The organism is Tahibacter aquaticus, assembly GCF_004363655.1.
GTDB lineage: Bacteria > Pseudomonadota > Gammaproteobacteria > Xanthomonadales > Rhodanobacteraceae > Tahibacter > Tahibacter aquaticus.
In genome coordinates this window covers 242,126-255,892 of sequence record NZ_SNZH01000004.1, presented here as the reverse complement: position 1 = coordinate 255,892, position 13,767 = coordinate 242,126, and the positions used below count along the sequence as shown (strand labels likewise).

The window sequence follows — 13,767 nt, the reverse complement described above, 5'->3', positions numbered from 1 at the left end:
TGGTCAGGCGCGTTCTTGTGCAGGTTGTCGCGCATGGTGTTCTGCGATTCCTTGTGCGCGCGGGTGCGCTCGGCGAAGGTCATGCACTGCTTGACCTTGCGGTTGGAGCCGGTCGGCGCGGTGTATTCGCAGATCAGGCGGCGGCCGTCTTTCTGCGTGAGGATGGAATTGGCAGTTTCCTGCGCGGCGTAGACATCGAGCTGCGCATCGTCGTCGAGCTTGGCGCCGGTGTTGGCCGCGAGGATGGCAGTAATCGTATCCAGCTGTTTTTCCACGCCGCCGCGCTCGGCGGCGGTAAGAAACTCGAAGCGGCCGCCGGTCTTCATTTCCTGGCGGATCGCTGAGGCCTGGTCTTCGAAGCGTTCCTGCCGCGCCACGTCGATGTGTTTCTCGGCTTCAGGCTTGGCAGCGCCGCAGGCCAGCGGCAGCAACAGGGCTGCCACGGCGAGCGACAGCAGGGGGCGATGGGACGGCATGCGTGTTCTCCCGCAGTATGCGATGGGTTTGTTTTGAAATTCCGCCGCGCCGTTCAACGGCGCCGCGCCGCTGCTCAGCCGTTCGGGCCGCGCATATCCGGCGCGTTCTTGTGCAGGTTGTCGCGCATGGTGTTCTGCGATTCCTTGTGCGCGCGGGTGCGCTCGGCGAAGGTCATGCACTGCTTGACCTTGCGGTTGGAGCCGGTCGGTGCGGTGTATTCGCAGATCAGGCGGCGGCCGTCTTTCTGCGTGAGGATGGAATTGGCGGTTTCCTGCGCGGCGTAGACATCGAGCTGCGCATCGTCGTCGAGCTTGGCGCCGCTGTGGGCCTCGAGGATGGCAGCAATCGTATCCAGCTGTTTTTCCACGCCGCCGCGTTCGGCGGCGGTAAGGAATTCGAAGCGGCCGCCGGTCTTCATTTCCTGGCGGATTGCCGCGGCCTGGTCTTCGAAGCGTTCCTGCCGCGCCACGTCGATGTGTTTCTCGGCTTCAGGCTTGGCGGCGCCGCAGGCCAGCGGCAGGAACAAGGCTGCCGCGGCCAGCGACAGAATGAAACGGTGCGCGATCATGGTGTTCTCCCCTGAGGACGGATTGTCCGTCCGCAGAGCCTAGTATCACGTTCGTTTCACTGTCAACGAAAAGATTCGTACGTAGATATTGGTAGATATGTGTAAATAGTTGAGCCCGCTTGATTTGCTCAGCAGCCGGCGGCCAGCGGCGTCACGCTGCAGAGGTCCAGGGTGAGCTGGTTGTCTTCCATGGTGCTGCGGAAGATCACCTCGTTGTTGACCGTGGGGGCCACCCCGACCTGGCCGAACTGGCCTACGCCCGGGTTGATCGTCCAGACGATCTGGCTGATGCCCGGCAGCGGTGTCGTGGCGCGCAGCGGGATAAGGAATTCCAGGTAGAAACCGAAAGCCATGCCCCAGGCGCCGCTGCCGCCGGCACCGCCGTTCGGCGCGATCAGGCGGCGGCCGTTGCTGCTGGCGGGAAAGCTCTGCGGGCAGCCGTAGCCGATGTCGGTGCCGAGGTTGATCAGCACCGGATTGGTACCCTGGAAATTGTTGGTACGGGCAAAGCAGAACGCCGGATTGTCGCTCGACACCGCCGTCGTCACGCCGTTGGGCAGGGCGAATTCGATCCCCAGCGCGCTGCCGGTGCAGGGGTTGCCCTGATGGCTGACGACGAGGTGGGTATAGAACACTTCGCCGACCGACGGCGTGAAATTCGGCGGCAGCAAGGTATAGCCGGCATAGGCGCTGGCCGTGCTTTCGATCTGCTGGGTCTGGCAATTGATATTGCTGCCGATGGCGAAGTTGATCGAGCCGTTGAACCAGCGCAGCACCTGGTCGGGCGCAGTCGCTGCCGACGGCAGCGGGGTGGCGGCCTGCGCGGCTGCGGTGCCGGTCAGGACAGCGCAGGCGAGCAGGGGTCGGAACAGGGACAGGCGAGGCATGACAGGACTCCACAGCAGACGTGCTGCCTGTCCTTACGCAAGACACGGCCGCAAACCGTAATACGGCCCATCACGCAGCCCTCACTGCGGCCTCAACATCATTTATCCCCGGCTGCGGCCAGCTACCTTCCGCTCGGCGGCCAGCCCGGCGCAACGGCGCAACGGCGCAAAACCACTGCGTTGACTGCCACCGCCTGCGTGCGGCCCGCGACGGCTGCCGCATGCCCTGTCGGAGACCTGAATGACGCAATCGATAGCGCGAATTTCCACCGGCAATGCAGGCCTGAACGCAGTCCTGCGCGGTGGCCTGCCGCCCCATCGTCTCTACCTGCTGGAAGGTCCGCCGGGTTCGGGCAAGACCACCATGGGCCTGCAATTTCTGCTCGAAGGCGTGCAGCACGGCGAGCGCGTGCTCTATATCACCTTGTCCGAGACGACCGAAGAGCTGAATGCAGTAGCTGCTTCGCATGGCTGGAGCCTGGACCGGCTGGACCTGTTCGAACTGGCCTCGGCCGACGAAGTGCTGGGCGAAAGCCGCGAACAATCGGTATTGCATCCGTGGGAGCTGGAGCTGGGCGGCATCATCCGCCTGATCCGCGAACAAGTGGAAAAAGTAAAGCCACGCCGGGTGGTGTTCGACAGCCTGTCGGAGATGCGCCTGCTGGCGCAGGACCCGCTGCGCTACCGGCGCCAGGTACTGGCCTTGAAGCAATTCTTTGCCGGCCGTGACAGCACCGTGCTGTTGCTGGACGATCTGAGTGCCAGCGAAGGCGGGCGCGATTCCCACCTGCACAGCCTGTGTCACGGAGTCATCACGCTCGACCGGCTGACCCTGGATTTCGGCGCCGCGCGCCGGCGCCTGGAAGTGCAGAAGCTGCGCGGCATCGATTTCATCGCCGGGTTCCACGATATCGCCATCCGTACCGGCGGTGTGGTGGTGTATCCGCGCCTGATCGCCTCAGACCACAACCGGCCCTTTGTCGGCGATGTCACGTCCAGCGGCGTGCCCGAGCTGGACGCCATGCTCGGCGGCGGTCCGCGCCGCGGCACCTGCACCCTGGTCACGGGGCCGGCCGGCACCGGCAAGACCACCATCGCTCTGCAATACCTGGTCGCCGCCTGCGAACGGGGCGAATGCGGCGCCATCCTGCAGTTCGACGAGCGCATCGGCACCTTGTATTCGCGCGCGGCCAGCATGGGGCTGCCGCTGGAGCCGCTGGTCGAGAAAGGCCTGCTGCGCGTGCGCCAGATCGACTCGGCGGAAATGTCGCCGGGCGAATTCGCCGCCTGCATCCGCGACCTGGTGGAACTGGAAAGCTGTCGTGTGATCGTGATCGACAGCATCAACGGCTACCTCGCCGCGATGCCGCAGGAACAGCAACTGGTGCTGCAGCTGCACGAGCTGCTGTCGTATCTGAACCAGCAGGGCGTGACCACGTTTGTGGTGAATACCCAGCACGGCCTGGTCGGCACCATGTCGACCGGCTCGTTGAATATTTCCTATGTGGCCGATGCCGTGGTGCTGACGCGCTTCTTCGAATCGGGCGGACGCATCCGCAAGGCCATTTCCATCATCAAGAACCGCAGCGGTCCGCACGAAGACGCGATCCGCGAATTGCGCATCGACGCGCAGGGACTGCGCCTGGGCGAGCCGCTGGTGAAGTTCCGCGGCATCATGACCGGCACGCCGGTCTATGTCGGTGCAGAGGGCTATCTCATGGAAGACCGGAACGTGAGTGCATAGGCGGGCGCCCGAAGGACATTGCATTCTGCTCTGCGCGCCTTACGGCCGCGATGCGGAACACGTGGCCGGCCTGCTGCGCGACAACGGCTATGACTCCCGCACGTGCACCGACCTGAATGCCCTGGCCGGCGTCCTGGACGACCACGCCGGCGCGATCGTGCTGACCGAGGAAGCCATGCGCGGCGAGTTGCGCCAGCTGGGCGAAGCCTTGCAACGGCAGCCGCCCTGGTCGGACGTGCCGTTCATCCTGCTGGTGGCGCGTCCGTCGCAGCGCCTGCCCGAATCGCCGCAGGCGGTGCGCCGTCTGTCCGAGCTGGCCACCAACGTGGTGGTGCTGGAACGGCCACTGGGCGCTCGCTCGCTGCTCAGCGCGATCGACAGCACCCTGCGCAGCCGGCAGCGCCAGTTCGCCATGCGCGACCGCCTGGCCGAAGTCGCCCAGGCCGCGCACGCGCTCGGTGCCAGCCGCGAAGCGCTGGCCGCCAGCGAGGCGGAACTGCGCCGCGTCGCCGATGCCTTGCCGGTGTTCATCGGCTTTATCGACCGCGACTACCGCTACCGCTTTGCCAACCGCGCCTACGAGGACTGGCTGTATCGCACGCCGGCCAGCGTGCTCGGCCTGCGCATCGCCGAGGTCGTCGGCGAGGCGGTTTTCGCCGCGCGCAAACCGCTGATGGACAGGGCACTGGCCGGCGAGGAAGTGCAGCTGAGCGTGAGCTGGCCGCACCGCGACGGCCGCCGCCGCGAAGCAGACGTACGCTATCTGCCGCGCATCAACGATGCCGGCGCCGTTGACGGTTTCCACATTTTCGCCCACGACGTCACCGCCCGCGTCCAGGCTGAGGAAGAGCTGGAGGCCAAGGTGGCCGAGCGCACCGCGGCGCTGAACGTGGAGATGGCCAGCCGCACGCGGGCAGAGGCGGCGCTGCGGCAAAGCCAGAAGATGGAAGCCGTCGGCCAGTTGACCGGCGGCATTGCGCACGACTTCAACAACATGCTGACCGGCGTGATCGGTTCGCTCGACGTGGTGCGCCTGCGCCTGGCCGCCGGCAAGCGCGACGGCATCGAGCAATTCGTGCAGCTGGCGCTGGCCTCGGCCAACCGCGCCGCCGCGCTGACCCAGCGCCTGCTGGCGTTTTCCCGGCGCCAGTCGCTGGATTCCAAGCCCATCGACATCAACGCCCTGGTCGCTTCGCTGGGCGACCTGCTCAAGCGCACCATCGGCGAAAGCATCGCCCTGTCGCTGCAGCTCGACCCGGCCCTGCCTGCCGGCGTGGCCGATGCGAACGAGCTGGAAAGCGCCATCCTCAACCTGGCCATCAATGCGCGCGATGCCATGCCGGGCGGCGGCTCGCTGAGCGTGAGCACGCGGGTGGCCCAGCTCGACAGCTCGTATACCGCCGACAAGGCTGCGCTCAAGCCTGGCCGCTATGTCGTCATCGAAGTGGCCGACAGCGGCGTGGGCATGTCGCCGGAGCTGCTGGAAAAAGTGTTCGAGCCTTTCTTCACCACCAAGCCGCTGGGCCACGGCACCGGCCTGGGCCTGTCCATGGTCTACGGCTTCGTCAAGCAGAGCGGCGGCGAAGTGCGCATTTCCAGCCAGCCGCAACATGGAACTTCGGTACAACTCTACATTCCGGCCACCGAGGCCGACGCACAGATGCAGCCCGAAGCCGCCGCCGAAGTCGAGTCAGACGGCGACGGCCGCAGCGTGCTGCTGGTCGAGGACGACCAGGCCGTGCGCATGCTGGTCAAGGTGGTGCTGGAACAGCTCGGCTATGCCGTGCTGGAAGCGAGCGAAGCGCTGGTGGCGATTCCCATGCTGGCCTCGGGCCGGCGCATCGACCTGATGATTTCCGATGTCGGCCTGCCCGGCATGAACGGCCGCGAGCTGGCCGAGGTGGCGCGCAAGCACCGCCCTGAACTGCCCATCCTGTTCGCGACCGGCTATGCGGAAAACGCGGCGATCCGCTCCAATTTCCTCGGCGCCAACATGGACCTGATTGCCAAGCCGTTCACGGTGGAACTGCTGGCGGCCAAGGTCAGCGAAATGATTCGCGGCGGCTGAAGCCGCCGCCTCAGCCGTTGCCGTTGCCGATGGTCAGGTGCAGCGGCGGCTGCGGCGAGCGCGCCAGGCCAAGTTCTTCGCGCAGATCCAGCGCGGCCGGGCATTGCACCGGGCACCAGACGAAGCCGCTGTGTTCCTGCGCCGCCCAGTCCAGTTCGAATTCCACGCGCTGGCCGTCGTAGTGGCGCCAGTGCTGCGGCTGCAGCGGTGTTTCGCCGCGAATCACCGAGATATGCGGCCCCCACAGCGGGTCTTTCAGCGCCCGCGTGCGGTAGTGTGCCAGGCCGAACAGGTGGCGCAGGTAGCGGCCCAGCTCGGCCTCGGCATCGATGATCAGCCACCACTGCGTGCTGCCGCCGTCGCGGCGCTGGTGCGAGCCTTTGCGCAGCTCGGGGCTGTAGCGATAGGTGCCGGCGAGGCGCATGGCAGACAGGGCGGGGTGGGGAAGCCGCCGATTCTCGCAACCTGCTGCGGCGCTGCCTAGTACCGCTTCGCCCGCGCGCCGCCACTGCTTTCGCGCAAGCGTCGCCCGCCTGCCGGGGGCAGTTTGCAGGCATCGACCCCTGGCCGCCGGACCTGCCCGGCAGCACCGGATAAGCCGGACTCGGCAGCGCGGGGTGTGTGTCGTAGCGCCCTGTTCCGGCATCTGTACCGGCCAATTAACGAACGCTTTGCGCATTACTTTCTGCGTAGCCGGCACTATTGGGCGTTAGCCGCATTTTTTCAGGATTTGCCAATGCCTTCTTTTCGTTCCGGTTTCGCTGCGTTTCTGCTCGTATCCTGCCTGTCTGTACCGGCCTCGGCCCAAGTCACCGTGCGCCAGACCTGGACTCCGTCCGGCGGCGCACCGCAGACCTGCATCTTCACCACCGATGCCAGTGGCATCGTCATGGACGCCAACGGCGCCTTGACCATGACCGGCAGCTACGGCGCGAATTGCCCCACCGGCACGGTGACTCCGCCCAGCGATCCGTCGATCACCAATGGCATCGACAGCAGCGAAATTCCCGCCAGCACCACGGCCGGTGCCGTGCATTCCATCACCTGGAGCGCGAACGCCGACAACTGCAGCTATTCCACCAGCTCGCTCGCGGCGCCCATCGCCACCTGGCCGACCACGGGCAATGTCTGCTCCGACGCGACCAGCTGCGCTACCGCGCGTACCGTGCCCATCACCATGCCGAGCACGACAGGCACCTACAAGTTCGAACTGACCTGCCGCAAGACCGGCTCCGGCGTGGTGGCCTCGTCCAGCCGCACCACCGTCATCGGCGGCGGTGGCGGCGGTTCCTGCGCCGGCCCGGCCGGTACCACGCGTGCCAGTTCCATCTTCGTCACGTCCAACAGCGGCGGCGATGCACGCAACGTCGATGCCACCGTCTACGAGTCCACCTTCGGCCTGAACATCAGCGGTGGGTCGCTGCGCCCGTTTCCGGGCACGGTCAACCTGAGCCAGCGCCTGAACATTCCGCGCAACAGCTTCGTCTCGATGCAGTTCACCGTGCCGAGCAACCTCGCCCAGAACACCCGCGGCGTGTTCCGCTACGACGAAACCCTGCCAGTGGGCGGCGCGGTCTCGATGACGGTGAGCAAGACCTGCGGCGACCTGGCCACCACCGTCACCGCGCCGCTGAACGCCAAGTGCGTACAGAGCAATATCCGTGCGGGCGATGGCCTGCCCTGGGGCTATGCGCCGGGCGACGGTGCGACGCGCTGCCAGCTGCAGCCGGGCGAGACCTACTACCTCAACATCATCTTTGCCTCGCTGACCAACCCGTCGACCACGCCGGCCTGCGGCGCCTCGCTCAACTGCGATCGCGGCATCCAGACCCAGTTCGTGTCGGGTTCCACCTGGCCGAGCATGAGCGACTGGCAGGTCGAATAAGCCTGCTGTGCCCGCGTTGCGGGCCGTCAAATAGCGAACTCAGCCAGACAAGGCCCGCCGCAAGGCGGGCCTTTTTGCTGGAAATCTCCACGACCGATTAACAAACCCTTTGCGCAGGCCAGCGCCGAGGCGGGCAGAATTGCAGGTCTGTTGTCGTTGCCGGACCTTTCGATGCCTGTGTTGCGTAGCGGTTTTGCCGCCTTTCTGCTGGTTTCCTGCCTTAGCCTTCCCGCCGCTGCACAGACTGTCATTCGCCAGACCTGGACCCCGCCCGAAGGCGGCGCGCCGCGCGTGTGCGAATTCACCGCCGATGCCGGCGGCGTCACCATGGACAGCAACGGCCGCCTGGTCATGAGCGGCAGCTTCGGCGCCAACTGCCCCAGCGGCAGTACCGGCGGCGGTGGCGGTGGTGGCGGTGGCGGTGGCGTGACCGATCCGGCCATCGGCAACGGCATCGATGCCAGCGAGATTCCCGCCACCACCAGCAAGGGCGCGACGCATACCATCGCCTGGTCGGCCGATGCGGACAATTGCAGTTATTCCACCAGTTCGCTCGCTGCGGCCATCGCCACCTGGCCGACCAGCGGCAACGTCTGCTCCGACGCCGCCAGCTGCGCCGCCACGCACAACGTGGCGATCACCATGCCGAACACCGCGGGCAGCTACAAATTCGAGCTGACCTGCCGCCGCAGCGGTTCCAGCGTCGTGGCGACATCCAGCCGCACCACCACGATTGCCGCCGATCCGCCGCCGACCGGCGGCTGCGTCGCACCGGCGGGCATGTCGCGCGTGACCGAGCTGTTCACCACCTTCAACAACGGCGGCGGCGCCCAGACCGTCGACGGCACCCAGTTCGGCCCGGCCTTCGGCTACAACTTCAGCGGCGGCACGGCGCGCAGCTTCCCCGGCACGCAGAACCTGATCCAGCGCGTCTACATTCCGAAGAACTACTACGTGTCGCTGCAGTTCACCGTGCCGGGCAACCTGGCCCTGAACACCCGCGGCCTGTTCCGCTACGACGAAACCATTCCGGTCGGCGGTGCCGTGTCGTTCACCATCAGCAAGAACTGCGGCGACCTGAGCCCCACGCCGGCCGCGCCGATGAATGCGAAATGTGCACAAAGCAATATCCGCCTCGGCGACGGCCTGCCCTGGGGCTATGCACCGGGTGACGGCAACCTGGTCTGCCAGCTGACGCCGGGCGAAACCTACTTCCTCAATATCGTCTACGCCTCGCTGACCAACCCGCTGACCACGGCAGCCTGCACCGGCCCCTGCGACCGCGGCATCCAGAACCAGCTGGTCTCCGGCAGTGCCGCCTGGCCGGCACAGAACGACGGCGCTACCGAGTAAATCGCCCGGGTAATCCGTGGCCAGCGAAACCGGCGGCCGGCGCGAAAGCGCCGGCCGTTTTCGTTCATTGCAAGCCGCTGGCGAAAATCAGGTCCGACTGCAGCCGGGTCAGCACGCCGTCGTAGTCGGTCAGCCCTGTCGTGCTGTCCGGCGACGAACCGAACAGCACCGGCTTGCCCGCATCGACCAGCACCTTGCTGAACTCCGTGGCAAAACTGCTGCCGCCGCTGAGGGTTGGCGCGCGAAAAGCAGCCAGGCCGCTGGGGCTGAGCAGCCCTGCGGTATCCAGCACGCCGTCGCGGCGCAGCCGCGTGAGCGCGCCGTACATGCTGCCGCTGGCGTTGATGCGCCCGGCCAGCAACAGGCTGCCGTCACTGCGCACGGCCACGTCGTTGACGTAGGAGTCGGCTGCCGGGCTCACGAACCGGTTTGGCCGCCCGGCAATGCTGCTGCCGACAAACGTCGTATCCAGCTGCAGGGCAGAGCCGACCAGCTTCAGCCTCAGCGCGGCCATCTTGCTGCTGGCCGTGCCGGCCAGCACGAAGGTATCCGCACTGGTCTGCACCACCGCCGTGGCGCCGTCGTAGAGCGAGCCGCCCGGGCCGGGTTCGTCGATGGCAAAGCGCCCGCAACTGTTGCTGAAGGGCACGCCGACGGCGGCGAAATAGCACGCGCCGAAATCCGTGTCGGCACCGCTGAACACCGAGGTGCCGACGACCAGCAAGGTGTTGTTCGGCAGCTTGACCAGGCCGCCGGCATAGGCCGCCTCGCTGGCGACAAACTCGCCCGATGTACGCCCCTCGAAGGCCGGGTCGACATAGCTGCCGAAATCCGGGTCGATCGTACCGTTGTTGCGCAGGCCGATCAGGCTGAAGCGCTGCAGCGGGTTGCCGGAAATGGTTGTCAGGCTATTGCCGGCAATGACCAGCCGCGTCGCGCCGCCGGTCAGCACCTGTTCCACCACGGCGATCGGCTGGTCGTCGCTGGCGGCGACCACCGGCTCCATGCCGATGGCAACGCTGCCCGTGCCGCCGAAACTCAGGTCGTCGCTGCCGTCGGCATTGAAGCGCAGCACGCCGAAGTCCTTCACGCCGCCCGGCCCCGGCGTCGTGCCGACCACGACGATGCGGCCGAGACTGTCCACCGTCATCGCGCGCACCTCGACCAGCGAACCGTCCTTGATCACCTTGCCGCTGCTGCCGAAGCTGCCGTTGAACAGCGCGCCGTCGGGACCGTAGCGCACCAGACCGATCTGGCTGCCGAGCGCGCCGCCCGGTACCGAGATCAGCGCGACGAAACCGCCGTCCGGCGTACGTGCGACGGCGACGCCTTTCTCGTCCACCGTGCCGCTGCTGTAGACGCGGCGCCAGTTCGCTGGCGAGGACAGCGGCGCGAAACGCGGGTCGGCTATCTGGTCGGAATAGATCGTGCCGGCAGAGGCTGCACCGGCGGCGAGGGAAAGGACGTAGAGAGCGACGGCGAGGGGACGGGGCATGGGCAGTTACCGGCAAGGAAAGCGTGCCGGGTGATTACGTAGCGCGGCAGGCAAGCCTGACATGCGTGGCGTGGCAGGTCATGGCTTCCCTTCAGGCCTGCCTCGTTGCAGATAAAAGCTGGATCGCTCCAGTTCGGAACTGCGTCGTTGCCGATAAAAGCTGGATCGCTCCAGTTCGGAACTGCGTCGTTGCCGATGAAAGCTGGATCGCTTCAGTTCGGAACTGCGTCGTTGCAGTTGAAAGCTGGATCGCTCCAGTTCGGAACTGCGTCGTTGCAGTTGAAAGCTGGATCGCTCCAGTTCGGAACTGCCTCGTTGCAGATGAAAAGCTGGATCGCTCCAGTTCGGAACTGCCTCGTTGCCGATGAAAGCTGGATCGCTCCAGTTCGGAACTGCGTCGTTGCAGATGAAAAGCTGGATCGCTCCAGTTCGGAACTGCGTCGTTGCAGTTGAAAGCTGGATCGCTCCAGTTCGGAACTGCGTCGTTGCAGTTGAAAGCTGGATCGCTCCAGTTCGGAACTGCGTCGGCTCAGGTAAAAGCTGGATCGCTTCAGATCAGACTTGCGTCGTGCAGGTAAAAGCGGGTGCATGGGCCTGTCTGAATTTTTGTGTTCGAGGTGCTGTTGTCAGGGGCTCGGGTGCATCGACAGGCGACAGGGCCTCAGTCGCCGTCCGCTTCGATGAAAGAAAGCGTCAGCTGTCCGACGAACAATGCCTTTCCCTGCTGCGGATAACGTCTGTCGTCGCTGCGGAATTCCCCGTCGCCCAGGGGAAAGCGGTTGGCCTGGCTTTCCTCGTCGTGCGACAGCACCACCGAGCGGAATAGCGTATCGCCGTCGCGCGGCGCAAGACGGCCGCCGTGCCAATCGAGGATGCTGCCGCCGTAGTCCCAATCCAGGCCGCTGAAGGTGACTGCTTTGCCGTTCGCCGCGGCCAGTTCGGCCAGGGTCATGCCCAGATGCACGCCGTTGTCCAGGTGCCAGCGCGACTGTTTGCCGGAAATGCGTATCGAGGCGATGCCGCGCAGTTTCGTGTCGTCCTGCGGAAAGATCTCGGCGCGGCGCAGCGGGTCATCGGCGAACAGGACGATGCCGCGCAAGGTCTCGCCTTCCGCGCCGTCGATGTCGGCGGCCTTGACGTGTTCCGCACCGAAGCGCCGGCGCAGCGTGTCCAGCGAACTGTCCTTGCGCAGCAGCCCCGGCAGCAGGTAGGTGGCATCGGCGGCCAGGTCGGCCGGTGTTTCGCCGGCTGCGCGTGCGGGGCTGGCCGCAGCGGCCGCCACGCCGGACTTCGCTACTTCCGGATCGTTGCTGGAGGCCGCCACTGCACTCGTGAGCGTGACCAGCGTGGATGCCATCAGCAGCAGCGGCAGCAGCCGGCGTGCCGGATTGATCCGTGCCGTCTGCGGGCTATCGGCAGGAAATGGATTGTTCATCGCGCTGTCGTCCAGGAAATTCCAGCGGCGATCCTCGCGGCAATCGCCGTATTGCGCAACTGAACTTTTCTCCGCGTACGGGCGAAGAAATATCTCATGGAAAGCCACTAAGCGAGGGCGGACGAAAGCGGTGGGTCGAGCCCCACCTTACTGAAAACCATTGCGGAAGATGCGGTCCGGCAGCGGGCCGCTGGTATTGGTGATGCGCTGGATCAGCAGGCGGCCGCGGTTCGGCGTGCTGGCGAGGGTGAACGTGCCATAGAACATAGGCCGGCCGCGCGCATCCAGAAACAGGCTGGCCGCGTTGTCCGGGCCGTCATCGGCCAGGCCGCTGCTGCTGCCGATAAAGCAGAAACCGCTGTTGCTGGTGAGGCAGTTGCCATAGCTGGTGTCGAGCGACAGGTTGCTGGCGAACGCCTGCACTTCAAACACGTTCGGGCCGGCGCCGCTCTGGCCTGCGGCGAGGATGCGCGAGCCGTTGCCATCGGCAAAGCGCACGGCCTCAAAGCCGCCGCCGCCGAGCAGGCCGGCTTCGATTCTTTCCGCCTGCTGCGCGCCATTGGCGCCAAACCGCGCGACCGCGCCTCGGCGCGTGGCGGCGTCCACGCTGAAGGTATAACCGGCGACCACGATATCGCCGTTGCCCGCCACATCCAACCCACGGATCTCGTCGGAATGCGCGTCGTTGGCGCCGAAGTAGTACACGCGCCGCCCGCTGTTCACCGTGTTATAGCCTGCATTGAGGGTGCAGCCGGTGGGACAGAACGCCGTATCCGGCGACCCGTTGGGCAGCAGCTGCGCCACCACCGGACGCACCCGCGAAATGGCGCTATCCAGCGCAATGCCGCCGAGCACGATCCTGCCGTCGTTGGCGACGGCCACTGCGTTGGCCTGATCGATGCGCATGTTCGGCCCCAGGTCGAAAAACACCGTGGCCTTGCCGTCGCCGCTGAACGAGGTATCCAGGCTGCCGTCACTCGCACGCAGCCGCACCACACCGAAATCCGTATCGCCCACCGAACCGCGCTGCACCGATCCGGCCACCACGACGTTGTCGTCACGGTCCACCGCCACCGCCAGCGGATAATCGTTATTGCCCTGGCCCAGGCCGAAATTGACCACCGTGCCACCGTCGCCGGCAAAGCTGGTGTCGTCGCTGCCGTCCGCGTTGAAGCGCACCACGCCGAAATCCACGCCGTCCGCACCCGCGCCCTGGTAATTGCCGATCACAATGATGCGCCCGCGACTGTCCACCGTCGCCGCGTTCACCGACTGCAGCGCCGCCGCCTTCACGCGCGAGTTGCCGATCGCAACCGCATTCGCCGACCAGCGCTGCAGACCGATACAGACCGTATCGCCACAGACACCCGACTGCGTCGGCGAGGCATACACCTCGACCGACTCCCCATTCGGCTGCGGCAGCCAGGCAATCGCCGTGTAACTCACCGGGCCGCTGGACGTGATGCGGAATGTGTTGTCGAGTTGCTCGGCAGCGGATACCGCGCCGGCAGCGCCAAGGCTCAGCGCGGCAAACATCAGAGCAAGGCGCATACAGGACTCCGTGTCGATCAGGATGACGGAGTAGTACGCAGTGGGGGTGGAAAACGTGACAGGGGTGGGGCGGTGGCGACGAAGAGTTCGCAGGAGCGTGGCGGCGTGGGTTGTCTTTAGCCGTTGAAAGCTAACCAGACCTCATTTCTCATCGTGACTTGTTCAGACCTTTAGAGCGTGTCGTTGCTACCGCCGGCCAGGCGAGCGGCTTCTGCGCGTGCAGCCGGACTGCCGGCGGTGTTTTTGGCGGCAGTTACACCGTTGGACTGACAGACCCAGTCCCGGCCCATGGGTTTCGTCGAAG

Annotated in this window: 11 protein-coding genes; 4 read left to right on the top strand and 7 right to left on the bottom strand. The window is 65.9% G+C overall.

Going from position 1 to position 13,767, the window contains the following annotated elements:
• From DFR29_RS08500 to DFR29_RS08490, 3 genes are all read right to left on the bottom strand, one after another.
• Positions 1-476, bottom strand: a 476-nt coding sequence (locus tag DFR29_RS08500) for a hypothetical protein (RefSeq protein ID WP_166653964.1), incomplete at its 3' end; no start/stop codon positions are given.
• A 74-nt stretch (positions 477-550) separates the two neighbouring features.
• Entirely contained in the window at positions 551-1,045 is a 495-nt protein-coding gene (locus tag DFR29_RS08495; RefSeq protein ID WP_133818155.1) for a hypothetical protein, read from the bottom strand.
• Between the two features lie 128 nt (positions 1,046-1,173).
• Positions 1,174-1,932 (bottom strand): hypothetical protein, encoded by a 759-nt coding sequence (locus DFR29_RS08490; RefSeq protein WP_133818154.1) that lies wholly within the window; start codon positions 1,930-1,932, stop codon positions 1,174-1,176.
• 241 nt (positions 1,933-2,173) lie between these two features.
• Here DFR29_RS08490 and DFR29_RS08485 point away from each other — a divergent pair, with 241 nt between their 5' ends.
• Together DFR29_RS08485 and DFR29_RS08480 are read left to right on the top strand one after the other, a co-directional pair.
• On the top strand, positions 2,174-3,676 hold the full coding sequence (locus DFR29_RS08485) for an ATPase domain-containing protein (protein ID WP_133818153.1): 1,503 nt from the start codon (positions 2,174-2,176) through the stop codon (positions 3,674-3,676).
• Positions 3,669-5,744 (top strand): PAS domain-containing sensor histidine kinase, encoded by a 2,076-nt coding sequence (locus DFR29_RS08480; protein ID WP_133818152.1) that lies wholly within the window; start codon positions 3,669-3,671, stop codon positions 5,742-5,744. The genes DFR29_RS08485 and DFR29_RS08480 overlap by 8 nt, the downstream gene beginning before the upstream one ends.
• 10 nt (positions 5,745-5,754) lie before the next feature.
• On the opposite strand, the gene DFR29_RS08475 is transcribed toward DFR29_RS08480, so the two are convergent.
• Entirely contained in the window at positions 5,755-6,168 is a 414-nt protein-coding gene (locus tag DFR29_RS08475; RefSeq protein ID WP_133818151.1) for a hypothetical protein, read from the bottom strand.
• 312 nt (positions 6,169-6,480) lie between these two features.
• On the opposite strand from DFR29_RS08475, the gene DFR29_RS08470 reads away from it, so the two are divergent.
• Positions 6,481-7,629 carry a hypothetical protein gene (locus DFR29_RS08470; protein ID WP_133818150.1) on the top strand — a complete coding sequence of 383 codons (1,149 nt, stop codon included), beginning with the start codon at positions 6,481-6,483 and terminating at the stop codon, positions 7,627-7,629.
• 171 nt (positions 7,630-7,800) lie between these two features.
• Positions 7,801-8,982, top strand: a complete 1,182-nt coding sequence (locus DFR29_RS08465; protein ID WP_133818149.1) for a hypothetical protein — start codon at positions 7,801-7,803, stop codon at positions 8,980-8,982.
• Between the two features lie 64 nt (positions 8,983-9,046).
• Here the strand turns inward: DFR29_RS08465 and DFR29_RS08460 are convergent, their stop codons facing one another.
• The 3 genes from DFR29_RS08460 to DFR29_RS08450 form a co-directional block, all read right to left on the bottom strand.
• Complete coding sequence (locus DFR29_RS08460) at positions 9,047-10,477, bottom strand: delta-60 repeat domain-containing protein (RefSeq protein WP_133818148.1); 1,431 nt, start codon at positions 10,475-10,477, stop codon at positions 9,047-9,049.
• A gap of 661 nt (positions 10,478-11,138) precedes the next feature.
• Entirely contained in the window at positions 11,139-11,912 is a 774-nt protein-coding gene (locus DFR29_RS08455; RefSeq protein ID WP_133818147.1) for a hypothetical protein, read from the bottom strand.
• 147 nt (positions 11,913-12,059) lie between these two features.
• Positions 12,060-13,463 carry a delta-60 repeat domain-containing protein gene (locus tag DFR29_RS08450; RefSeq protein ID WP_133818146.1) on the bottom strand — a complete coding sequence of 468 codons (1,404 nt, stop codon included), beginning with the start codon at positions 13,461-13,463 and terminating at the stop codon, positions 12,060-12,062.
• Between the last annotated feature and the right edge of the window lie 304 nt (positions 13,464-13,767).